The 24,695-nt window shown below is 39.7% G+C and carries 23 protein-coding genes; 19 read left to right on the top strand and 4 right to left on the bottom strand.

The genetic code is table 11. The features are described from left to right. Nucleotides 1–56: 56 nt before the first annotated feature. From H2677_RS06240 to H2677_RS06225, 4 genes are all read right to left on the bottom strand, one after another. Nucleotides 57–2,522, bottom strand: a complete 2,466-nt coding sequence (locus H2677_RS06240; protein ID WP_212639393.1) for an acyl-CoA dehydrogenase — start codon at nucleotides 2,520–2,522, stop codon at nucleotides 57–59. 474 nt (nucleotides 2,523–2,996) lie between these two features. Beyond that, nucleotides 2,997–4,220, bottom strand: a complete 1,224-nt coding sequence (gene zigA, locus H2677_RS06235) for a zinc metallochaperone GTPase ZigA (RefSeq protein ID WP_212639392.1) — start codon at nucleotides 4,218–4,220, stop codon at nucleotides 2,997–2,999. 15 nt (nucleotides 4,221–4,235) lie between these two features. After that, on the bottom strand, nucleotides 4,236–4,634 hold the full coding sequence (locus H2677_RS06230) for a transcriptional repressor (protein ID WP_212639391.1): 399 nt from the start codon (nucleotides 4,632–4,634) through the stop codon (nucleotides 4,236–4,238). Between the two features lie 6 nt (nucleotides 4,635–4,640). Then, the gene (locus H2677_RS06225) at nucleotides 4,641–5,354 is read right to left on the bottom strand and encodes a D-Ala-D-Ala carboxypeptidase family metallohydrolase (protein ID WP_099948452.1); all 714 of its coding nucleotides are present in this window, start codon (nucleotides 5,352–5,354) and stop codon (nucleotides 4,641–4,643) included. A gap of 110 nt (nucleotides 5,355–5,464) precedes the next feature. Between H2677_RS06225 and folE2 the strand changes: the two genes are divergently transcribed. The 19 genes from folE2 to pcaD all read left to right on the top strand — a co-directional run bounded on the left by folE2 (nucleotide 5,465) and on the right by pcaD (nucleotide 24,626). Further along, nucleotides 5,465–6,367: a GTP cyclohydrolase FolE2 gene (gene folE2 / locus H2677_RS06220; protein ID WP_212639390.1), complete on the top strand. Its 903-nt coding sequence runs from the start codon at nucleotides 5,465–5,467 to the stop codon at nucleotides 6,365–6,367. Beyond that, entirely contained in the window at nucleotides 6,361–6,780 is a 420-nt protein-coding gene (gene hisI, locus H2677_RS06215; protein ID WP_129262480.1) for a phosphoribosyl-AMP cyclohydrolase, read from the top strand. Before folE2 ends, hisI begins: the two co-directional genes overlap by 7 nt. A gap of 21 nt (nucleotides 6,781–6,801) precedes the next feature. Then, nucleotides 6,802–7,362, top strand: a complete 561-nt coding sequence (locus tag H2677_RS06210) for a gamma carbonic anhydrase family protein (RefSeq protein WP_099948449.1) — start codon at nucleotides 6,802–6,804, stop codon at nucleotides 7,360–7,362. Continuing rightward, entirely contained in the window at nucleotides 7,352–8,707 is a 1,356-nt protein-coding gene (locus H2677_RS06205; protein ID WP_199955165.1) for a dihydroorotase, read from the top strand. Before H2677_RS06210 ends, H2677_RS06205 begins: the two co-directional genes overlap by 11 nt. A gap of 318 nt (nucleotides 8,708–9,025) precedes the next feature. Then, nucleotides 9,026–10,519: a DUF4331 domain-containing protein gene (locus H2677_RS06200; RefSeq protein WP_099948447.1), complete on the top strand. Its 1,494-nt coding sequence runs from the start codon at nucleotides 9,026–9,028 to the stop codon at nucleotides 10,517–10,519. Nucleotides 10,520–10,534: 15 nt separating this feature from the next. Beyond that, nucleotides 10,535–10,774, top strand: a complete 240-nt coding sequence (locus tag H2677_RS06195; RefSeq protein WP_212639389.1) for a putative periplasmic lipoprotein — start codon at nucleotides 10,535–10,537, stop codon at nucleotides 10,772–10,774. A gap of 56 nt (nucleotides 10,775–10,830) precedes the next feature. Further along, a complete protein-coding gene (locus H2677_RS06190) occupies nucleotides 10,831–11,946 on the top strand; it encodes a tetratricopeptide repeat protein (RefSeq protein ID WP_212639388.1) in 1,116 nt (371 codons plus the stop codon). A gap of 96 nt (nucleotides 11,947–12,042) precedes the next feature. Then, a complete protein-coding gene (locus tag H2677_RS06185; protein WP_212639387.1) occupies nucleotides 12,043–14,160 on the top strand; it encodes a TonB-dependent receptor in 2,118 nt (705 codons plus the stop codon). 29 nt (nucleotides 14,161–14,189) lie between these two features. Then, nucleotides 14,190–15,038 carry a hypothetical protein gene (locus tag H2677_RS06180; protein ID WP_212639386.1) on the top strand — a complete coding sequence of 283 codons (849 nt, stop codon included), beginning with the start codon at nucleotides 14,190–14,192 and terminating at the stop codon, nucleotides 15,036–15,038. A 186-nt stretch (nucleotides 15,039–15,224) separates the two neighbouring features. Continuing rightward, nucleotides 15,225–16,640, top strand: coding sequence for an anthranilate 1,2-dioxygenase large subunit (antA, locus tag H2677_RS06175; RefSeq protein WP_212639385.1), 1,416 nt, complete (start codon nucleotides 15,225–15,227; stop codon nucleotides 16,638–16,640). A 2-nt stretch (nucleotides 16,641–16,642) separates the two neighbouring features. Further along, nucleotides 16,643–17,134, top strand: a complete 492-nt coding sequence (gene antB, locus H2677_RS06170) for an anthranilate 1,2-dioxygenase small subunit (RefSeq protein WP_212639384.1) — start codon at nucleotides 16,643–16,645, stop codon at nucleotides 17,132–17,134. 7 nt (nucleotides 17,135–17,141) lie between these two features. Then, nucleotides 17,142–18,179, top strand: a complete 1,038-nt coding sequence (gene antC, locus H2677_RS06165; RefSeq protein ID WP_171478288.1) for an anthranilate 1,2-dioxygenase electron transfer component AntC — start codon at nucleotides 17,142–17,144, stop codon at nucleotides 18,177–18,179. Between the two features lie 33 nt (nucleotides 18,180–18,212). Beyond that, nucleotides 18,213–19,328: a muconate/chloromuconate family cycloisomerase gene (locus tag H2677_RS06160; RefSeq protein ID WP_212639383.1), complete on the top strand. Its 1,116-nt coding sequence runs from the start codon at nucleotides 18,213–18,215 to the stop codon at nucleotides 19,326–19,328. Nucleotides 19,329–19,340: 12 nt separating this feature from the next. Next, the gene (gene catC, locus H2677_RS06155; protein WP_004911173.1) at nucleotides 19,341–19,631 is read left to right on the top strand and encodes a muconolactone Delta-isomerase; all 291 of its coding nucleotides are present in this window, start codon (nucleotides 19,341–19,343) and stop codon (nucleotides 19,629–19,631) included. Nucleotides 19,632–19,774: 143 nt separating this feature from the next. Further along, nucleotides 19,775–20,695 carry a catechol 1,2-dioxygenase gene (catA, locus tag H2677_RS06150; protein ID WP_212639382.1) on the top strand — a complete coding sequence of 307 codons (921 nt, stop codon included), beginning with the start codon at nucleotides 19,775–19,777 and terminating at the stop codon, nucleotides 20,693–20,695. Nucleotides 20,696–20,860: 165 nt separating this feature from the next. Continuing rightward, nucleotides 20,861–21,547: a 3-oxoacid CoA-transferase subunit A gene (locus H2677_RS06145; protein WP_004911194.1), complete on the top strand. Its 687-nt coding sequence runs from the start codon at nucleotides 20,861–20,863 to the stop codon at nucleotides 21,545–21,547. An 11-nt stretch (nucleotides 21,548–21,558) separates the two neighbouring features. Further along, nucleotides 21,559–22,212, top strand: coding sequence for a 3-oxoacid CoA-transferase subunit B (locus H2677_RS06140; protein WP_212639381.1), 654 nt, complete (start codon nucleotides 21,559–21,561; stop codon nucleotides 22,210–22,212). Between the two features lie 411 nt (nucleotides 22,213–22,623). Further along, nucleotides 22,624–23,850, top strand: a complete 1,227-nt coding sequence (gene pcaF, locus H2677_RS06135) for a 3-oxoadipyl-CoA thiolase (RefSeq protein ID WP_212639380.1) — start codon at nucleotides 22,624–22,626, stop codon at nucleotides 23,848–23,850. After that, nucleotides 23,850–24,626, top strand: coding sequence for a 3-oxoadipate enol-lactonase (gene pcaD, locus H2677_RS06130; protein WP_212639379.1), 777 nt, complete (start codon nucleotides 23,850–23,852; stop codon nucleotides 24,624–24,626). Before pcaF ends, pcaD begins: the two co-directional genes overlap by 1 nt. The last annotated feature ends 69 nt before the right edge of the window (nucleotides 24,627–24,695 follow it).

The following is a 24,695-nucleotide window of genomic DNA, read 5'->3' as shown; positions in this document are numbered from 1 at the left end:
TAAAAAAGCGAGCTATTTAAAATAACTCGCTTTTACTTATGATGGATGACAAATCCTTAACTTGGCAGATGCGGATTTGCTAAAGGCCGCTCTTGTTTCAGTTCACGATCAAATACATCCGTTAACATACTGTCATAACGCTTAGCATTATATTTCAGTAGTTTATCTGCCTCTGCAGGAGTAATAAAATCAATCGCCACAGCATCATGGATTCTTTCCTCAAAGCTAAGTCCTTTGAACTTATCTTTTGATTCTGCCCGTTTGAACTTATCCCACAACGGTTGCATAGTGAGCAACATCTGGAATGTAGATTCCATACGCCCCATCACATCTGTTGCTTCAGTGGTGTAATACACATGCTTCTTCAATTCTTCACGGAAAGCATTTTCCTGTAAGAGCAATTGAGCTACTTCTTGTTTCAAATGATCTGTTGGTTTTGCGACTGGACGTCCAAATGGGAAACAGATCAATTTCACTAATTTAGCTGCAACTTTTACTGGGAAGTTTTCATAGAATCCAAAGAAAGCCTCTTGTGCATTAAATAAAGCTTTGTTTAATGCCAATTCAGCATGTTTTTGCTCAGCTTCCGTCCGTTTACCACTTTCATAATATTTAAGAATCGAGGTTGCGATAAATAAGTATGAATGGATATCCGCCAAGCGTCCTGAGAGCATTTCTTTACGTTTTAAATCTCCAGCTAAAAGACCTAAAGCCATATCCGCGGTTAGAGCAAAATCAGTGCTCATGCGATTGATAATCACATAATACGGTTTGGTGAAAGCATCAGATTGCTTGGATGCATGACTAGGTCCACCCGTAATACCATACGCTAAAGCTCTCGCACCACGGTTAAAGGTATAAGCCAAATGCTTAAACAACAGCGTGTTGAATTGTCTCAAAGCAGCTGATTTATCTTCTGCTTGCAGAAGTTGTAATTCTTCAAACAAATACGGATGGCAACGCATAGAACCTTGACCAAAAATCATCAATGATCGAGTTAAAATGTTTGCACCTTCAACCGTAATCGCAACTGGGATTGATTGATAAGTCAATGCCAAGAAGTTACGAGGACCAAGCTGAATCGCACGTCCACCAACTACATCCATCCCGTGATTGATCACAGTTCTCATAGTTTCGGTTGCATAATACTTCGCCATAGCGGTCATAACTGATGGTGTACCACCTTGATTCAAACCACAAGTGACCATGTATCTAAATGCCTCTAACATATAAGCATCACTGGCAATATCACTGGTCGCTTCTTGTACACCCTCAAAGTTACCGACAGAAACTTTGAACTGTTGTCGTACACTCGCAAATGCACCAACCAATAAGTAACTCATCTCACCTGCGGCTGTAGCTAATGCTGGTAATGAAATACCACGTCCGACGCCGAGACATTCCATCAACATACGCCAGCCCTTACCAGCATTTTTTTGTCCACCGATGATCCAGTCAATTGGAATAAATACATCTGTTCCTTCGACTGTACCATTCATAAACGGCGCACCTGGATTATGACGTGCACCAATTTTAATTCCTTCATGATTTGCAGGAATTAATGCACAGGTGATGCCATATTCGGTTTTGGATTTATCACCCAGTAAACCATCAGGATCATACAGTTTAAAAGCCAATCCAATCACAGTCGCAATTGGTGCTAGTGTGATCCAGCGCTTAGAAAAATTCATTTTTAATCCAAGCACATCCTGACCTTGATACTGACCATAACAAACCACGCCCGTATCAGGAATTGCACCAGCATCTGACCCTGCTTCAGGACTTGTTAAGCCAAAACAAGGAATTTCTGTACCATCTGCAAGACCTGGTAAGTAACGTTGTTTCTGTTCAGTCGTTCCATAATGCAATAAAAGCTCTCCTGGTCCTAAAGAGTTAGGAACCATACAACTCACAGCTGCAGTTAAAGAGCGTGATGCAATCTTGCTCATAATGCGACTTTGCGCAAATGGGCTAAATTCTTTACCACCAAAAGATTTTGGAATAATAAGACCTAAGAAACCTTTATCCTTGATGAATTGCCATACTTCAGGAGGTAAATCTTTATCTTGATGATGAATTTTCCATTCATCGAGCATGGCGCATAGCTGCTGAACTTCGTTGTCTAAAAAAGACTGTTCTTCAGCTGACAATGTCGGATAAGGATAATCATCAAATTTATTCCAATCAGGAGAACCCATAAACAGTTCTTTTTCCCACCAACTGGTTCCTGCTTCTAGGGCTTCTCTTTCTGTCGTACTCATCGACGGCATTGCTTTTGACAATGCTTTATATGCAGGACGACTGATGAATGCTTCACGTAATGGAGGGAGGAGAAGAATCACACTCGCGAGAATAATTGGTAAGCCAATCAATAAACTCCAAGGTGTGATAAATACACTACATAAAATAGCGATAGTAATTGATAAAATACTACCAATCGTGCGATTTAGTTCGAAATAAAATACAGCCCACAACAAAACAAACTGAATCAACAAGCTAAGCAATATCAATAATAGAGTCATGGTTACTCCTTTGCCTTCAACTTGAACTGAGAAAATTGATTTATTTGAATTACTTCATGTTTGAACTTAGATGGCGATAAGTGAAAAAAGAGTGAATTTTGATTGTACTGATTAAAGACTGATTTGCTTAAATAACTACCATTCATTACACAAGCACATCACAAAAAAACTTTTTAAAATAAGAAAAAAGAATAATTTACAGATACTTAAAATTACCAAAAGATAAATTAAAAGCCAAATAGGTATATGATGATTTATTCAAATCATTGCAATCGGTTTAAATTATATTGAACGCTACAGTCAACTTATAATATTTTGATCAAGTAATTTTTTTGTTCTGTATAAAAGTAAAAATATGTTATCTATCACGATATCTTAATTCGCTTAGCTAATATCATTAATTACTCTATTCTGCGCAGCTTAAATAAACTGATTAGATCAAGAGCTGAAATAACCAGTTTATTTTAAATATCTCTATTTCAAAATCATATCTGTCCAACCTGTAAATGGATTATCAAACTGTTCCCATTCATTTGCCCCAAGTGCCATTTCATCATCTGTTAATAAGCAAGCATCAAATTGCGCCGTTAGTGCGTCTTGATCCATATCCATACCGATCAAAACAATTTCCTGTCGAGCATCACCTGTTAAATCATCCCAATTTCTTTCAATTGCATCACGACTATTTTGATCTTCAGGCCAATGCTCATCAGGTACAGCTGCCCACCAATACCCTGCTACACCGTGTCGAGCCATTGCACCTGCTTGTGACCACGAACCTGCAAACTCTGGATTGGAAGCGAGCCAAAAAAATCCTTTTGATCGAATCACACCTTGCCACTCAGAGTTTACAAAATCAAAAAACCGTTGTGGATGGAAAGGCTTTCTTGCTCTATAAACAAAACTAGTGATCCCATATTCTTCAGTTTCAGGAATATGCTCTCCTCTTAGCTCTTTCAACCAACCAGGCGCTTGAGCCGCTTCATTAAAATCAAATAAGTTGGTATTTAAAATTTTATCTAGCTTCACTTGACCAAATTCAGAAATTTCAATTTTCGCTCTTGGGTTAAGTGAATGTAGGATGCCAAATAAATTTTCTTTTTCTTCACTATTAATCAAATCAACTTTATTCAACACAATCACATCGCAGAATTCAATTTGGTCGATTAAAAGATCAACCACATTGCGTTCATCATCTTCACCCAATGATTCACCTCGTGAAGTTAAGCTGTCTAACGAACTATAATCCTTTAAAAAATTATAAGCATCGACCACAGTCACCATGGTATCTAAACGTGCAAATTCACTGAGTGAAACACCATTTTCATCTTCGAAGGTAAATGTTTCTGCAACGGGTAACGGTTCAGAAATCCCTGTTGATTCAATCACTAATTGATCAAAGCGATTGTCTTCAGCCAAACGACGTACCTCAATCAATAAATCCTCTCGCAAGGTGCAACAAATACAACCATTGCTCATTTCCACCAGTTTTTCATCTGTACGTGATAATTCAGCACCGCCCTCACGAACTAAAGCCGCATCAATATTCACTTCAGACATATCATTGACGATTACGGCGATTTTCCGCCCTTCACGATTGTTCAAAATATGATTGAGCAATGTGGTTTTCCCTGCCCCTAAAAATCCAGATAGAACAGTTACAGGAAGTTTTCTTGGAGTGGCTAAAGAATGATTCATTGGCGTTCTCTCTGATTAAATATGTTGAGTTTCATGTTTGGAAAGACATGAGAAACATTGACCCAATACTTCTAAATATGGGTATCTCGGATTGAATTGTTTGGCTTGGATGGTACTTTCCACACAGGTTTTAAGTTGTGGAATAGCGATGCTTTGCACTCTTTGACATTCTGTACACACGGTAAAAATCCGATAACTCGCTGAAATTTCAGCTTGATTTAATACATACATATTCAAAGTATTTAGTTTTACAATTAGGCACTGCTCTGACAATTTTTTAAGAATTCGATAGATTTGAATAGGTGCTTGAAAGCCATAAGGTTTTGCCTTTTCCAATAACTCATAAGCACTCATGGCTTTATTTTCTGTTTTTAAAATATCTAAAATATTTTGTTGGGCGATAGTGAGCTTCATTTTTAACTACTCATTGTTATTATTAGAAAAATTATTCATACATGGAGATGAGCTGTAACGATGGTCAACACCCCAGGTTCGATAGCCTGCTGCATCAATATGGATTTGTCCTGATGCATACACACCTAAACCCATATTTAATGCTTCACCTTGCTCTATCCAAAATTCACAAAGCTTCTTTTTTGTATTTTCGATATGAATTTGTTCAATCGGATCTGGTGTTTCACTACCTATACGAAAATCGAGTGCGGCATTAAAGACATGTTTAGATCCACCCGCACCACCTGCACATTGATTTAGCGCAAAGCTGCGGTACACAGAAGTTACCGTAATCTGATCAACTCGCCCTTGTTGTAGCAACTTATGCAAAATATTTAATGTGGGAACGATGTTGTTCCATAGCTCTCTGGGGGGAACTTCGTATTCGACATAGTTACACTTTTGCCAATCTCTGGCAGTTTGAAAAAACTCAAAATCTGGAATAAATGTATTAATTCCCTGTACTTTTAAAAAGTTCTTATAAGCTTGTATCTGTTGCTGATGATCAGCTTGCATTGTCCACATCTGATAAGAAGCTGGAATATGCTTGGGTTTAAGAATAATTTTTGGAATCGTAGTTTTTATTTCACGCTTGGATGGCTGATTCAACGAAATCGCTTGGTTTGGAGACTGGCAAGCAGATAGACCACATATGAATCCGAGCATGTAGATTTTTTTCATTTTTGATTCGCTAAGGTCTACTAATTCAAATTAACTTCGCAGCGAGCTTGTCGATGCTTATTGTTATGTTATAACATTACATTAAATATTACAACGTAAGCCATCAACAAATGAATCTTGCTCTTCCTGATATTTCAGCCAACTCCACTTTACCCAAAGCGTATAGCCATTGCCTTGATTGGGTGGGTATGGAAAAAATTGCATTACCCGTTCGTATCGAAAATACGCTATGTCAAAGTCAAGTTAATGCTTATGTCAGTTTGGATGATCCCTTAGCCAAAGGGATTCATATGTCACGCTTGTATACACGACTGTTAGAACTGAGCTCAGTTGGAAATTTAAACTTGATGGTTCTAAAGTCTTTATTACAAGACTTTTTAGAAAGTCATCGTGATCTGTCCAAACATGCAAAAATTGAAATTCAGAGCGAACTGTATATCGAACGACCTGCATTGATCAGCAAGCTTTCAGGTTGGAAAAGCTACCCATTTGTTTTGTCTTGCCAACTTTTAAATGGGCAGTTTTTAGCAGAATTAAACGTTGAAATTCCCTATTCATCAACTTGCCCATGCTCGGCTGCACTTTCAAGAAATATCATTCAACAGCGTTTTGAATCGGCATTGAACAATCAAGTGATTCGTCTCGACCAGCAGGAAATTTTAGATTGGCTAAGCAGTACAGATGCCATTGCTGCGACACCGCATAGTCAAAGAAGCTTTGCGATTCTTAATTTCAGACTTGATCAAAATATCCAACATATCCCACTGATTTTATTTATCAATCAGGCTGAACAAGCCCTCATGACACCAGTTCAAACAGCCGTTAAGCGTATCGATGAACAGGCTTTCGCAATTGCCAACGGTCAAAACCTGATGTTTTGTGAAGATGCCTTACGACGGCTATATGGCACATTTTTAAATCATAAAAGTATTAGAGGTTTTAATTTCAAAGTCATTCATGCAGAAAGCCTGCATGCGCATGATGCGGTGGCTCAAGGTTCATGGCAATGGTAAAGCATTCTATTTTCGAGCAGATGGAACAGGGAAATTTAGCACAACAATTTGATTTTGAAGCTGTGTTTGAACAGATCAAATGGAACCAAGAAGGTCTTGTCCCCGTGATCACTCAAGATCAAACAAGCAAAGATGTATTGATGATGGCTTGGGTTAATCGAGAAGCTCTAATCGAAACCTTGCAAACCAAACAAGTGTGTTATTGGTCGCGCTCACGAAAGTGTTTATGGCGTAAAGGTGAGAGTTCAGGTCATCGTCAATATTTGACGGATGCCAGACTCGATTGTGATGGCGACTGCCTATTGTTTTTCGTCAATCAAACAGGTCCAGCCTGCCACACTCTACGCCCGACTTGTTTTTATCTTGGTCTAGATACAGATCAAGTGACGATTTTAACTCAACCTTTGATTTAACTTATTTTAAGCGGTAATTCTATGCTTCGTAAAAATCCATCTGGTCATTTGCCTGTTATTGATCAATCTGCTTATGTCGATCAAACGGCTATTATCTGCGGCAAAGTCATTGTACATGCCAATGTGTTTATTGGTCCTTATGCCGTGATTCGTGCTGATGAAACCGATGAACATGGCGAAATGGAACCCATTATTATCGGTGCAAACTCCAATATCCAAGATGGTGTGGTAATTCATTCCAAAGCAGGTGCTTCAGTAAAGATTGGCGAGAACTCATCGATTGCACATCGTTCAATTATTCATGGTCCTTGTGAGATTGGTCGTCATGTTTTTGTTGGTTTTAACAGCGTCTTGTTTAACTGCAAAGTCGGTGATCATAGTGCGATCAGACACAATGCAGTGGTCGACGGGCGTGATTTACCGAGTCACTTTTATGTTCCTGCCATGAGCTATATCAACCCTAAAACAGATTTAAGCCAATATCCGCCTGTTGATGTTTCGATCAGTGAGTTTTCTGAAAGTGTGGTCAGCACCAATATCGAGTTAGTCAAAGGATATAAGGCATTACACAATGAATTTTAGACAATTCCCCAAGATCATTATTCGCAATGCCAATCTAGTCAATGAAGATAAACAATTTATTGCCGATGTACTGATTCAAGATGGACGAATCGAGAAAATTGCTAGCAATATCACAGGTGTTTTCAATGCGAAAACCATAGATGCCAATGGTGCTTGGTTAATCCCAGGGATGATTGATGATCAAGTGCATTTTAGAGATCCTGGCTCACCCCAAAAAGGCAGTATCTCATCTGAATCTATGGCTGCAACCATTGGTGGAATTACCAGTTACATGGATATGCCCAATACTAATCCTGCGACATTGAACTTAGAAACTTTGGCACAAAAAAAGCAAATTGCAGCGCAACACAGCATGGCAAATTATGCATTTCATTTTGGTGTAAGTTCAGAAAATTTAGACATTATTGAACAACTTGATCCTAAATTAGTCAGTGGTGTCAAAGTCTTTATGGGTGCATCAACCGGCAATATGTTGGTCGATGATCCTAAAATTCTAGAGCGTTTATTTGCCAATGTACCAACCATCTTATTGACGCATTGTGAATATACGCCTCGGATTAAAGATCAGGAAAAAATATATTTAGAAAAATATGGTGAAAATATTCCAGCAGCAATACATCCTAAAATTCGAGATAAACAAGCTTGCTTTGAAAGTTCTCGACTCGCAGTTTCTTTGGCTGAGAAATACGGCACTCAACTGCATGTTTTACATCTGACCACAGCCAAAGAATTATGTTTATTTAAAGATCTGCCTTTAAATCTAAAACATATTTCAGCTGAAGTCTGTATCCATCATCTTAGTTTTGATGATTCTGACTATGCCGCTCTGGGACATTTAATAAAATGTAATCCCGCCATCAAAACCCAACAAGATAAAGAGACTTTGATCCATGCGATTTCAAATAGTAATCGTTTGGATATCATCGGGACAGACCATGCACCACATACTTGGGATGAAAAACAACAATCCTATATGAATGCGCCTTCAGGACTGCCACTGGTGCAACATGCTATGCCCGCATTGATGGAACTGGTTGCAAATGGATTGCTCAGCATCGAAACGATGGTGCGTAAGACATCTCATCAAGTTGCGGACTTATTTAAGATCAAAGATCGTGGTTATATTCGTGAGGGCTATTGGGCCGATCTAGTCCTACTCAAACAAAATACGCAAAGAATCGCGGTCAAAGATCAAAAAAATTATATGCAATGTGGTTGGACTCCATTCCAAGATAAAACCTTTCGTTATGAAGTTGATACCACCATTGTTTCTGGGCAACTGGCGTGGCATCAAAATCAGTTATTTTTAAATTGTCGTGGACAAGCATTAGAAATTAATCGTTAAACAAGGGATGATTTTATATTTTTAGAGATCAATGAAACTAAAATTCACTGATCTCATTTCATAGATTCAATATTTTCCTGCCTGATTTGATCATCAACTTAGGCTATTAACGTATAAACTAAAAAACTATTTAAAATATAAAAATCAATCACATAAGAAAATATGTTAAGTGCATCACACAAAATTCACAAGCTGATCTGTAAAACTAAAATGTCTAATGCATATAACTACTTTTCAAATTAGGGAAAAGCATAAGACCCATAACAACTTATCAAAAATTTAAACCTAAGATCAAAAAAGTGATCAAGGAGATACTCTATGGACTCTCGCCTACTTATTGCAATCTTGCTAAGTAGCTTTAGTGCAACCACATTTGCTTCAAGTCACCGAGAAGCACCCTCAATCACTAAGCTACCAAAAGTAGATGCTACAGATTTTTATATGTTTAAAAGCTATGAATCTGGGCGCAGTAACTACGTTACATTATTAGCCAATTATCAACCACTTCAAGATGCCTATGGCGGCCCGAACTACTTTTCTCTTGATCCAAAAGCATTATACGAAATCCATGTAGACAATAATGGCGATGCTCAAGAAGACATCACCTTTCAATTCAAATTCAACCAAGAATTAAAAGACCTTCAAGTTCCAGTGGGCGGCAAAAATATTTCTGTTCCATTATCTAACATCGGCAAGATTACCAATGACGGTAGTTCAGCACAAAATACGGCTGAAACCTACACAGTGACGATGATTAAAGGAGATCGTCGTAAAGGTGATCGTAATGTGCTCGGCACTTTCAAAAAACCATTTGATAATGTAGGAACAAAATCTATTCCTAACTATCAAGCTTATGCAGATACTTTTGTACAAAACGTGAATTTCGGAAGCTGTGGTTCAGGTAAAGTTTTCGTTGGTCAACGCCAAGAATCTTTTGCGGTGAACTTGGGAGAAGTATTTGACTTAGTCAATATCAAAATTCCAGCCACTCAACTTGCACCTTCTGGTGTCAATGCTGAAGATCAAGGCTTAAATACAATTGCTGATAAAAACGTCACAACGATCGCTCTTGAAGTTCCACAATCTTGTTTAGTATCAACAAACGATACTGTGATTGGTGGTTGGACGACTGCGAGCTTACCTCAAGCAACCTTATTAAATCCAAATCCTGATAGCAACTTGAACAGCGCATCAAAAGTTGGTGGTGCATGGACTCAAGTTTCACGTCTAGGTATGCCGTTAGTCAATGAGGTTGTGATCGGCTTGAAAGACAAAGACAAATTCAATGCTAGCAAGCCAGCCAATGATGGTCAATTTGCTGATTATGTTACTAATCCAGCACTACCAACTTTAATTGAGGTTCTGTTTAAAGATGCCACAGGCGGCGCTGTTGTAGCACCAACCAACTTTCCACGTACAGACTTAGTGAATGCATTCTTATTGGGTATTCCTGGTCTCAATCAACCAAAAAATGTGAAAGCATCTGAAATGCTACGTTTGAATACAGCAATCGCACCGACAACAAAAGACAAACAAAGTCGTTTAGGCGTCATTGGTGGTGATACTGCTGGTTTCCCAAATGGTCGTCGCCCAGGTGATGATGTTGTAGATATTGAGCTTCGAGTTGCAATGGGCTTGTTGTGTACGATTGATGGTGTAAATACTGCCGTGGGTTGTAAAGCAACTGATGCCAAAGCTGGCGGAATTAGTTTTACTGATGGCGCGTTACAATCACCGCAACAGTTCGGTACAACATTCCCTTATTTAAATACTCCAGTGTCGGGCTCACCGTTTAATACAGCAAGCAAATAATCAGGAGTAAACACCATGAAAAAATATATGCTGTTGTTCATGGTTGCAATTGGATTAGGCGGATGTGGTGGCGATGATAATAAATCTAAACCCAACAATAACAACCAATCTCAAGGTGATGCTGTACTGAAAGAAACGTTGATATTGACCAACCAATCGCAAAGCAACTTTGAACAAGCTGAACCAAAAACTCTGACTGCGATATCAGAAACAACCATAGATAACAAAGCTGAACCTGTAGCAGTTAAATTTTAAAACGAAAGCCCTTGGTTAGATTAACTAACTAAGGGCTTTTTTAGGAGTTTTTCTAAATGTTAATCCGCCAACTTACCCTTGCTGTTTTAGTACTTAGTTACTTTGGCCCTGTACATGCACATCCTAAACATCAACATAAAAATACAAGCTCAGAACTTACAAACAATCAAAGCAGTTTGAATAATCATTATAACGATACAGTGAGAAACCAAATTGTGACCGTATTACTCGAAAAAGCATATGCTCGTGGCGATGGTGATTTATTGGAACAAGCTGAAAACTTAATGAAAACCAGTAAAAATCCTTCCGATGTGGAAAATAAATTACTGGCAACTCGATTAGCGCAGGCTAACCATGATTTTAGTACAGCAGAAAAAACTCTAAAAGAAATACTGAAATCCCAGCCAAACCAATATGATGCTATTTTACAGCTCGCAAATATTTACAGACTTCAAGGTGAATTCGATCAATCGCTTAGCTTATGCAATCAACTAAATGATTCCGAAGTCAAATGGTATCAAGCTGGTTGTATCCTCCAAGTTGAGGCAATGACCAAGAATTATTCAGATTTAAAACCTAAAGCAGATGAGCTTTTAAAAGCGACTTCACGACTTAGTAAAAATGATAAACAGTGGTTTGGAAATATTTTGCTTGAAGTTGCCACACGATTTAATGATCAACAACTTGCGACGCAAGCTATTCCCTTACTTGCAACAGATAACCTACCTAATACTCTCGCCAAAGCAAATTGGTATATCGCTCAACAACAATATCAAACGGCATTAAAGATCTTAGAACCCTATCGTTATCATGATGGTGCTCTTTATCGAATTATTTTAGCGAAACAGAAACTAGGTGATCACTCATCAAATAAAGACCTGAGTGAGTTAAGCTTGCGTGTTCAAACCTTATTAAAAGAGCAAGATCACATCCATTTGAGAGAACAAGCACAATATCTTTGGGTATCAAAGCAATACCAAGAAGGTCTCAAGATCGCTGCGAAAAACTGGGCTATGCAAAGAGAAAATGAAGATTTTGAGGTATATGCAGAACTTGCACTCGCAAGCCAAGACCGTATAAGTGCTGAAAAACTGTTGCGTTGGAGCACGATCACAGGTTATCAAAATCCAACTTATCTTCCACGTTTAAAACAAATGGTTGCTGTGCTTTGATTTTTTTTTATATAAATAATCTTAATCGTTAGGATTCACAGTGATTTCACAGCAAAAAAATTAAGCTAAACCATAAAATTATATAAGTGAAAAAAAATGAAAAAAAAGATCATTTCTTTACTTTTGATGAGTAGTAGCCACTTTTACTTGAGTCAAATGACTTATGCAGGTGGTGAACTTATTCTAGGTCTTCCGACGATCAAGCTCTCAGCTTCATCTTCTACAGATGAGCCATTTGGTATTGCTACGACTGCTTCCCAAGGTACGATCTCTCAAGAGCAAATTCAAACTCGCCCACTCTCTAGACCTGGTGAAGTACTAGAAACGATACCAGGAGTCATCGTAACGCAACACAGCGGTACAGGTAAGGCAAATCAGTTTTTCCTACGTGGATTTAACCTAGATCATGGTACCGACTTTGCCACTTCATTTGATGAGATCCCTATCAATATGGTTAGTCATGCACATGGACAAGGCTATACCGATTTAAATTTTCTGATTCCAGAGCTGATTGAAACGATTCAATATCATAAAGGTGCAACATCAATTGATGATGGTGATTTCGCTTCGGCTGGTACTGCGAAAATTTCAAGTATTCATTCATTAGATCGTCCCTATGTACAAATGACACTAGGGAAAAATGATTTACTTAGAGTTTTAGGTGTTGGCAATCTGCAACTACAGAATGGTGAAATTATTGCTGCTATTGAAAATTTAAATAACGATGGACCATGGATAAATCCTGAGAATTTGTCCAAACAAAATGTATTTCTAAAATACTTTAGCGGAGACCACAGTAAAAATAAGTCCATTGCTTTTCAACATTACCAGTCTAAATGGGATGCAACTGATCAAATCCCCGAGCGTTTAATTGACAGTGGGGATATTGATCGATTTGGCAGCCTAAATACTAGCGACGGTGGAAAATCCTCAAGAACTGCACTCTGGTACAATTCGAAGAATCATGATGAAAAACAATTCTCTGAACTTTCATCATATGCCGTCTATAACAAGCTGAACTTATTTTCTGATTTTAGTTATTTTCTTAATGATCCAATACGAGGGGATCAATTTGAACAAGCGGAGGAACGCACAACGCTCGGTGCAAAGTATCAAAAAGGTTGGGCTACGGTTTGGCAAGATAGAGACGTTTTAAATACATACGGAAGCTCTTTTAGATATGACTACATCGCGGATATCGGGCTTTATCAAACTGAAAACCGTCAACGCTTCCGCACAATTCGCCAAGATGATATTCAAGAGTTCTCTTTTGGTATTTGGGGGCAGAATCAAACCAGTTGGCAACCTTGGTTAAAGACTATATTTGGAGTTCGTGGCGATTTTTATTCATTTGATGTCAATTCAGATCGTAAAGAAAATTCAGGTAATGAAACTGATCAAATTCTCAGCCCTAAACTGAGCATCGTTTTAGGACCTTGGAAAAATATTGAATATTATCTGAATTATGCGTATGGATTTCATAGTAATGATGCTAGAGGTACCACGACAAGATTGAATGTTGACCCAAGAGACAGTAACTATTTAAGTAAAATTGATTCTGTTTCACCATTAGTCAGAACCATCAATTCTGAAATTGGACTCAGAGCTAATTTTATTCCAGAACTTACGAGTACGATTGCTTTATGGCAACTTGATTCTGATTCAGAACTGGTATTTATTGGCGATGCTGGTACAACGGAGGCTAGTCGACCAAGTAAACGCCAAGGGATTGAAATTTCACAGTTCTATCAACCTACTGATGCGTGGATCATCGATTTAGATGCGGCATGGTCAAAAGCAAGATTTAAAAATAACAGTGCTGAAGGAAATCATATTCCGGGTGCGATTGAAAAAACACTAGCAGCAGGATTCACCTATCATGTTAATGATCAATTAAACTTTGGCGGTCGTTTACGTTACTTTGGTTCACGTCCTTTGATTGAAGATAATTCCGTTCGTTCAGACTCTTCAACTTTGGTGAACTTGCAAGGCAGTTATCAATTTAATAAGAACTTCCAAGCACAACTTGAATTGTTCAACGTATTTGATCAAAAAATTAATGATATTGAATACTACTATGCTTCATGCGCTCGACAAAATTTAGGAGATTCAGCATGTTCGCCTAGCTCAACTGAACGTGAAGGTATTCTAGATAAGCATGTCCATCCAACTGAGGGAAGAAACCTCAGAATGACCTTACGTTATTTATTCTGATTTCAACATGAATGCTCAGGAGAAAAGTCATGTGGTCTCAAAAAAAACTTAATGTTTCACAGAGCGCATTTCTCTTTAGCATCATCGCACATGTTGCGATCCTCATCGCACTTTTAAAACCTGATGCTGAAAATAGTTCTGATATTACTTCGACTATGAAAGTAACTTTTGTTTCGGCATCAATTAAAACAAATAATGATACAGTGCGAATATCTTCTGCGCCTTCCTCATCAACGGTCAATCAACTTCAGACTCAGAATTCAAAAAGATTGGATGCCTCCTCGACTGACAGCACCAATTTAGCAAATCAAGTCCCCGATTTTTTTGATCTCACTCAAGATACACAAATGATAGAGGCTAATAATTTATATGATCCATTATTAGATGCACAAAACAGAGCTAAAAAAGCCATCAAAGATGCAAAGGATGTGTCTAATCTGTATCAAACAAATATCAAACCGATGGATACAAATTTTTTGGAAGATTATCAATTACCCATCTCGAAGTCTGAAACCGAATCATTGGGGTTATACAAGATCGATGTCATTGATGATCCTAAAGATTTAGAGCTTTACTCTACTTTGATTGAGCTTAGTATGACATCGCCTTCAAAAGATGATGAATTACAAATTAATCAGCTCACTCAACAAATCACAAAACTTTTACATGAAAATGATTTGAGTCTTATCAAAACGAAACCGACAACGATTGAATTTATGATAGATCCCGTCAATCTGATTGTGCTTATTAAACTTTCTGCTGACTCAATAAGAACACATCACAACCTCAAAACATTATTAGAAAACATGTCATTTGACGCGATTTTTATAAATAGCAATCTGAATGAAAGACCTTATTCTTTTACGGTCGAAGTTTAAAAACTTAAATTCTCAACCATCTGAATCTGATCAAAACTCAATGCCTTTTGAGTCAGCAACTACATTAATTATTTATTAAAATCATACAGAACGAATAACTGGATAAAGATCTGGAAGAAGTGGATAGAGCAAGTTTCTTAATCGCGGTTCAATCATCGAAAGTGGATTGAATGGAGGGTTGAGAAAATGACCTCATCTAACTTAAAACAATGGAATGATTTTGTTGATGGATGTATCGACTTCCGTCCTAAAGATGGTGTATTCCGTATCGCACGTGACATGTTCACCCAACCAGAGCTATTTGATCTTGAGATGGAATACATCTTTGAAAAAGTCTGGATTTATGCATGTCATGAAAGTGAAATCCCAAATAATCATGACTTTGTAACAGTACAAATTGGTCGTCAACCTATCATTGTCAGCCGTGATGGTAAAGGTGAGTTACATGCGATGGTCAATGCGTGTGAGCATCGTGGGGCGACTTTAACACGTGTAGCAAAAGGCAATCAATCAACATTCACATGCCCATTTCACGCATGGTGTTATAAGTCTGATGGTCGTTTAGTCAAGGTCAAAGCACCAGGTGAATATTGCGAAGATTTTGATAAATCTTCTCGTGGCTTAAAACAAGGACGTATTGCAAGTTATCGTGGTTTTGTATTTGTCAGCCTTGATACTCAAGCTACTGATACTCTAGAAGACTTCTTAGGTGATGCAAAACTCTTCCTTGATTTGATGGTTGATCAGTCCCCAACAGGTGAATTAGAAGTTCTTCAAGGTAAATCTTCTTATACCTTTGCAGGCAACTGGAAACTACAAAATGAAAATGGACTTGATGGTTATCATGTCAGCACCGTTCACTACAACTATGTTTCTACTGTACAACACCGCCAACAAGTAAATGCTGCCAAAGGTGGTGAGCTTGATACTTTAGACTACAGCAAATTAGGTGCGGGTGACTCAGAGACTGATGATGGCTGGTTCAGCTTTAAAAATGGACACAGTGTATTATTCAGTGATATGCCAAATCCAACAGTCCGCCCAGGCTACAGCACTGTCATGCCTTATATGGTTGAAAAATATGGTGAGAAATACGCTGAATGGGCAATGCATCGTTTAAGAAATTTAAACCTCTACCCTAGTCTGTTCTTTATGGACCAGATCAGCTCACAGCTTCGTATTGTACGTCCAGTCGCTTGGAATAAAACCGAAGTGATTAGTCAATGTATTGGCGTTAAAGGTGAGTCCGAAGAAGCTCGTCGTAATCGTATTCGCCAATTCGAAGATTTCTTTAATGTCTCTGGTTTAGGAACACCAGATGATTTGGTGGAATTCCGTGAGCAGCAAAAAGGCTTTCAAGCTCGTCTAGAGCGTTGGAGTGATATCTCACGTGGCTGCCAAGCTTGGGAATACGGCACAACTAAAAATGCTCAAGATTTAGGTATCCACCCTGTTATTACTGGACGTGAATTTACTCATGAAGGCTTATACGTCAATCAACATGGACATTGGCAACAATTAATGTTGAAAGGCTTAAATAAGCAAGCCTTAAAAATGCAGGACATCACTTTTGAAAACAATGCCGTCATGGATGAGGTGTAATCATGTCTCAAGACTTACATTTTGCAGTTTCTCAATTTTTATATAAAAAAGCAGAGCTTTGCGATGCTCAAGATTGGGATGCCTATCTCGAACTTTATGATGAAGATAGTGAATATCATATTCCACAATGGATTGATGACCATAGTTATGTTCAAGATCCAAATCAAGGACTGTCTTATATCTATTATGCAGACCGTTCAGGCTTAGAAGACCGCGTATTCCGCATTCGTACTGGTAAAGCAGCTTCAGCTACACCTTTACCACGTACATTGCACAATATTAATAATGTCCAAGTCTCTGTCCTAGAAAATGGATTAATTGAAGCAAAAGTTGGCTGGAATACCTTATATAACCGTCAAGGTTTAGAAGGGCGTTTTTATGGTCGCAGTACCTATCTTTTAAGATCGGTCGAAAATGGATTCCGTATTCGTCGTCAGCACAGTCTACTACTGAATGACAAAATTGATTCCGTTTTAGATTTCTATCACGTTTAGGGGAGAAATAAAAATGGGACATTCTGTTGCACTTAATTTCGCTGATGGCAAAACTTTTTTTATCTCAGTAAATAATGATGAATTACTACTTGATGCTGCTGTTCGTCAAGGAATTCATCTCCCTCTCGATTGTCGAGAAGGCGTTTGTGGCACATGTCAGGGACAATGTGAAACAGGTGTTTACGAACAAGACTATGTCGATGAAGACGCACTTAGTGAAAGAGATTTAGCGGATCGTAAAATGCTTGCATGCCAAACACGCGTCAAATCAAATGCGGCTTTCTATTTTGATCATGACTCAAGTATTTGTAATGCTGGGGAAACCTTAAAAATCGAAACCACAGTGACTGGGGTCGAGTTAGTGTCTGAAACGACTGCGATTTTGCACCTTGATGCTAGTGGTCATAAAGAACAACTGCAATTTCTTCCAGGTCAATATGCACGTCTGCAAATTCCAGAAACTGAGGACTGGCGATCGTATTCATTTGCAAACAGACCCAATAAAACCAATCAATTACAGTTTCTCATTCGTTTATTACCAGATGGTGTGATGAGCAATTACTTACGTGATCGCTGTCAAGTTGGACAAAGCTTATTTATTGAAGCTCCTTTAGGTAGCTTTTATCTACGCGAAGTTGAACGTCCTTTGGTATTTGTTGCTGGTGGTACAGGTTTATCTGCTTTCTTGGGAATGTTAGACAACCTTGTAGAACAACCCGATGCGCCTGCTGTACATCTTTATTACGGAGTGAATTCTGAGCGTGACCTATGTGAGCAATCTCGTCTTCAAGCTTATTCCGAAAAACTTACAAATTTTAGTTATCACCCGATTGTTACGAAAGCGTCTGAAAATTGGCAAGGTAAAGCGGGTTATATCCACGAACATTTAGACAAGGATCAATTGGCTGAACAAGCTTTTGATATGTACTTGTGTGGACCACCACCAATGATTGAAGCAGTAAAAACATGGCTTGATCAGCAGCCTATTCAGAATTATCGCATCTACAGTGAGAAGTTCTTACAGAGCAATACCTCACGTACTTGAACTTAAGTAACTTCTGAAAACTGGATTAAAGCTATGTACAAAACAATCGAAACCATATTAGTCGATATCCCAACGATACGTCCACATAAGCTATCTGTGACGACCATGCAAACCCAAACCTTGGTATTGGTCAAAATCACAACAACGGATGGTCTTGTGGGTTGGGGTGAAGCGACCACGATTGGCGGACTTAATTATGGTGAAGAAAGCCCTGAAAGTGTCAAAGCAAATATCGATACTTATTTTGCCCCACTCTTATTGTCGATCAAATCTTCGATAAATGTGGCTCAAACACTCAAATTAATTCGTAAAACTATCAATGGCAATCGCTTTGCAAAATGTGCCATTCAAACTGCGCTCTTGGATATTCAAGCTAAACAACTCAATTTGCCACTGAGCGAAGTATTGGGTGGTCGTCTACGTGATCGTCTCCCTGTGCTTTGGACTTTGGCTTCGGGTGATACTGAAAAAGACATCGCTGAAGCAAAGAAAATGATTGAGCTCAAACGCCACAATATTTTCAAGTTAAAAATCGGTTCCAATCCTGTGCAACACGATGTTGATCATGTGATTGCCATCAAAAAAGCTTTAGGACCTGAAATCAGTATTCGTGTTGATGTAAATCGTGCTTGGTCAGAATTGGAATGTATTCAAGGCATTCAACAGTTGCAGGATGGCGGCATTGATTTAATCGAACAGCCTTGTGCGATTGAACAAACTCAAGTGTTGGCTCGCCTCACGCAGCGTTTTGATGTGGCCATCATGGCAGATGAAGCTTTGACAGGTCCTGACAGTGCTTATCGTTTAGCGAAACAGCATGCGGCAGATGTTTTTGCTGTGAAAGTTGAGCAATCAGGTGGTCTGATTGAGGCTTGTGAAGTGGCCAAAATCGCTAAGTTGGCGGGAATTGATCTGTATGGCGGCACTATGTTGGAAGGTCCGATCGGCAGCATCGCTTCGGCGCATGCCTTTAGTACTTTTGACAGCCTTGCCTTTGGTACAGAGTTATTTGGTCCTCTCTTACTGACTCAAGACATTTTAAAAACACCATTGCGTTATGAAAATTTTGAATTGGTGGTGCCAAATACTACAGGTCTAGGCATCGATATTGATGAAGACAAAATCGAGCAGTTGCGTCGTAAGGTTTAAGGGAGAAAGCGCATGTTATTTCAGGTTCGTATGGATGTGCATCTTCCTGTGGAGATGCCTGCTGAACAAGCCAATCAGATTAAAGCAGTTGAGAAAGCTTATTCGCAAGATTTACAGCGTCAAGGTAAGTGGCGTCATATTTGGCGGATTACAGGACAGTATTCAAACATCAGTATTTTTGATGTCGAAAGCAACGAAGAGCTACACAACATTTTACAGGGCTTGCCCTTGTACCCCTACATGGACATTGAAGTGATGGCATTGAATCGTCATCCCTCTTCGATCCGTGAGGATGATCGTTAATTCACAACACCCCATCGTCACTCGACAGCGTCATCACATGCTCAGAGTGTCGTAGAGATAAGGACAGTGGTACAGCATAACGGATTGAATGACTCTCCGTTTCCCCACCACCTACGCGAGATGCATAGTTAAGGAGAAATCATATGAATCGTCAGGATATTGATGCATTAGTGAAAAAAATGAATGTTGATACTGCTACAGGTGCAGTCGATCAACGTGTTCAAAGCATCGTGGTACGTTTATTGGGAGATTTATTCCAAGCAATTGAGGATTTGGATATCCAAGCTTCAGAAGTATGGAAAGGTCTAGAGTATTTTACAGATGCAGGTCAAGCCAATGAATTGGGCTTACTCGCTGCGGGCTTAGGTCTAGAGCATTATTTAGATTTGCGTGCTGATGAAGCCGATGCCAAAGCAGGTGTTTCTGGTGGTACGCCACGTACGATTGAAGGTCCACTGTATGTTGCGGGTGCACCTGAGTCTGTAGGTTTCGCCCGTATGGATGATGGTTCTGAATCAGACAAAATCGATACTTTAATTATCGAAGGTACAGTGACGGATACAGACGGCAATATCATCGAAGGTGCCAAAGTTGAAATGTGGCATGCGAATAGTTTGGGGAACTATTCTTTCTTTGATAAGTCTCAATCTGATTTCAATTTACGTCGCACCATTCTTTCTGATGTGAACGGTAAATATGTGGCTTTGACCACCATGCCTGTAGGTTATGGTTGCCCACCTGAAGGAACGACTCAGTTTGTTCTGAATAAGTTAGGTCGTCATGGTAACCGCCCTTCGCATGTTCATTATTTTGTTTCTGCACCGGGTTTCCGTAAGTTAACGACACAGTTCAATATCGAAGGCGACAAGTACCTGTGGGATGACTTTGCTTTTGCAACACGTGATGGTCTTGTAGCGACTGCTGTCGATGTCACTGATGAGGCTGAAATTCAACGTCGTGGTTTAGATAAACCATTCAAACACATCACTTTCAACATCGAATTAGTTAAAGAAGCGGCTTCTGCGCCTTCTACTGAAGTTGATCGTCGTCGTGCATGTGCTTAAGCATTCAACGTAATTGGTGAACCAAGATATTTCTTGGTTCACCTCAACTATCCAAACTCTGCAAGCACTTATTTTTATCCTTAATCATTTATATATCTGCCCATAAAACTTCTAGATGATTGAGGATAGAAACGTTGTTTTGTTTCGCATCAAAAGGATTATTGTATGATCGACAAATCACAAGCTTCACTAGTTGAAGCACTCTCCCAAATCCAAGATGGCTCAACCATCATGATTGGTGGTTTTGGAACCGCAGGACAACCTGCTGAACTCATCGATGCTCTGATTGAACTCGGGGTTAAAGACCTTGTCATCGTCAATAACAATGCAGGCAATGGCGATTATGGTCTTGCCAAACTCCTAAAAACAGGTGCAGTCCGTAAAATCATCTGCTCTTTCCCACGTCAGTCTGATTCATGGGTGTTCGATGAACTCTACCATGCAGGCAAGATCGAGTTAGAACTCGTCCCACAAGGTAATCTCGCTTGCCGTATCCAAGCTGCTGGGATGGGCTTGGGAGCTGTGTTTACACCGACTGGCTTCGGAACATTATTGGCAGAAGGTAAAGAAACCCGTCATATCGATGGCAAAGACTACGTTCTTGAATATCCAATCAAAGCTGACTTTGCCTTAATCAAAGCTCACAAAGGCGATCGTTGGGGCAATTTAGTTTTTAATAAGTCGGCACGTAACTTTGGACCGATCATGGCCATGGCGGCAGATGTCACCATCGCTCAAGTTTCTGAAGTAGTAGAACTCGGTCAGCTTGATCCTGAACACATTATTACCCCAGGGATTTTTGTTCAGCATGTGGTTGCTGTTAAAGCAACATCACCTGTCGCTGCACAATAAGGAGAATAACAATGAGCTATCAAAAACTCAGCCGTGATCAAATTGCAGAACGTGTTGCACAAGATATTCCTGATGGTGCCTATGTCAATTTAGGTATTGGCTTACCGACCAAGATTTCAAATTACTTACCTGCCGATAAAGATGTCTTTCTGCATTCTGAAAATGGTTTATTGGCATTTGGCCCACCACCAGCCAAAGGCGAAGAAGACCCTGAACTGATTAATGCAGGCAAAGAATATGTGACCATGCTTACAGGGGGATGCTTTTTCCATCATGGGGATTCCTTTGCCATGATGCGTGGGGGTCATTTGGATATCGCGGTACTGGGTGCATTCCAAGTCGCAGCCAACGGTGATCTTGCCAATTGGCATACAGGTGCAGCCGATGCGATTCCTGCTGTGGGTGGTGCAATGGATTTGGCTGTAGGTGCAAAGAAAGTGTTTATCACCACCGATCATATCACCAAACAAGGTGAACCTAAAATTGTTGAAACACTGTCTTATCCTGCAACGGGTCTGAAATGTGTTGATCGTATTTATACCGATCTGTGTGTGATTGATGTGACCACAGAAGGTTTAAAAGTGATTGAGAAAGTGGATGGTCTAAGCTTTGAAGAGCTGCAGGCTTTGACGGGTGCTAAATTGATTGATGCGACACAGGGTTAATGTTTACCAGCCAATAATTACGGGTTAAAGCAAAAGCTTTTTGTATAGGCGGCATCTTACTTTTTAAGGATAAAAAGTAACAAAAATCCTTTGTTACTCAGACACAACATCCGTGTTGTGCTGAGTAACGAGGCGACATCCATGTCGCCACAGCGAAATACTGATTGGAATGATTTAAATGCAGTTTTTTACTCACTTATATTTAGATTTTTTCCCGTAGTTAACTATCGTGACAGGCGACATGGATGTCGCCCGTTGGACAGGGAGGCAAGGAAGTCTCCTCTGTTCAACAATGGGTTTTGTCACTTTTGCCCTGTCAAAAGTGAGGCATTGCCTACGCAAAGGAAGTATGACTGAACCCGTAATTTGTGGCAGTGGTCCCAACAGATTGAAATATGGAAGTGTAAGACTATGAAAAATGCATACATCATTGATGCGATTCGTACCCCCTTTGGTCGTTATGCAGGTGGTTTAGCCCCTGTACGTGCAGATGACCTTGGTGCAGTTCCGATTCAAGCCTTAATGCAACGTAATCCAACGGTCGATTGGAAACAGGTGGATGATGTGATTTACGGCTGTGCCAATCAAGCGGGTGAAGATAACCGTAATGTGGGGCGTATGTCCGCATTATTGGCTGGCTTGCCTTATCAAGTCCCTGCAACCACAGTGAACCGTTTATGTGGTTCATCTTTAGATGCGATTGCCATGGCTGCACGTGCGATTAAAGCAGGTGAAGCAAATCTCATTATTGCGGGTGGTGTCGAGAGCATGAGCCGTGCACCCTATGTAATGGGTAAATCGGACAGTGCTTTTGGTCGTAGCCAAAAAATCGAAGACACCACTATGGGATGGCGTTTTATCAATCCAAAGCTCAAAGAAATGTACGGTGTAGACACCATGCCACAAACTGCGGAAAACGTGGCAGAGCAATTTAAGATTAATCGTATTGATCAAGACCAGTTTGCCCTAAACAGCCAACAACGGACTGCAGCAGCACAAGCCAAAGGCTTTTTTAAACACGAAATCATTCCAGTCACGATCCCACAACGTAAAGGTGATGCAGTCGTTATCGATACCGATGAACACCCACGTGCATCCACCACCATTGAAGCATTGACGAAACTCAAAGGTGTGGTGAAAGCAGACGGCACAGTGACTGCGGGTAACGCTTCAGGTATTAACGATGGTGCAGCAGCACTATTGATTGCCTCAGATGATGCGGTTGCTCAATATCAACTTAAACCACGTGCCAAAATCATCGCAGCCACGACAGTGGGTGTTGAACCCCGCATTATGGGTTTTGCCCCTGCGCCTGCAATCAAAAAGTTACTGAAACAAGCCAATCTGACCTTAGAACAAATGGATGTGATTGAGTTAAACGAAGCCTTTGCAGCTCAAGCTCTAGCGGTGACTCGTGATTTAGGTTTGGCAGATGATGATGCGCGTATCAATCCGAATGGTGGAGCAATCGCTTTAGGTCATCCACTGGGTGCATCGGGTGCGAGATTAGTGACCACAGCGCTGAACCAACTTGAACAGATCAAGGGACAATATGCTTTGTGTTCGATGTGTATCGGTGTGGGTCAAGGGATTGCTTTAATTATTCAGCGTGTTGATCTAGATACAGGAGAACAGTAATGCCGATATTTCAATCCGCAGATGTCATGATTCATTATCAGACCTTTGGTGATGCAAATGCCCCTGCTCTGGTGTTCTCCAATTCCCTAGGTACGAATTTTGGGATGTGGCAACAGCAGTTTAATTTTTTTAAAGATCGCTTTTTTGTGATTTGTTATGACACTCGTGGTCATGGTTCATCTTCTACTCCAACTGGTCCTTACACTTTACAGCAGTTAGGTGAAGATGTGATTGCTTTACTAGATCATTTGAAGATTGAAAAAGCCGCCTTTTGTGGAATTTCAATGGGCGGTCTAACTGGACAATGGTTAGCGATTCATTATCCATCGCGTTTTAGTCATGTGATTATTGCCAATACAGCAGCGAAGATTGGACAGGAACAAGCATGGCAAGATCGTGCCGAACTGGTACGAAAGCAAGGTTTAGAACCAATTGCTTCAACCGCAACATCTCGTTGGTTTACCGATCCCTTTATCCAAAGTCATCCTTCAGTTGTCAGCCACCTATGTAACGACTTAAGTGCTGGCAGTGCACTGGGCTATGCCAATTGTTGTGAGGCTTTGGCTAAAGCGGATCTTCGTGATGAACTAAAACAAATCACGATACCTGTTTTAATTATTGCAGGAATTCATGATCCAGTGACCACTGTTACAGATGCTGAATGGATGTTGCAACACATACCAAAGGCTCAGTTGGTTGAAATTAATGCTTCGCATATTTCAAACGTTGAAGCACCTGTTGAGTTTAATCAATCAGTTCAACAATTTATTCAATAAAAATTAAACTCTACAACTTAGCCAAGCTTTTGCTTGGCTTTTTTATGTCTAAAAATTGGAGATCTAAAA

It is taken from the genome of Acinetobacter junii (genome assembly GCF_018336855.1).
Lineage (GTDB): Bacteria > Pseudomonadota > Gammaproteobacteria > Pseudomonadales > Moraxellaceae > Acinetobacter > Acinetobacter junii.
The sequence above is the reverse complement of the archived record's forward strand: the minus strand, read 5'-3'. Positions and strand labels throughout refer to the sequence as shown.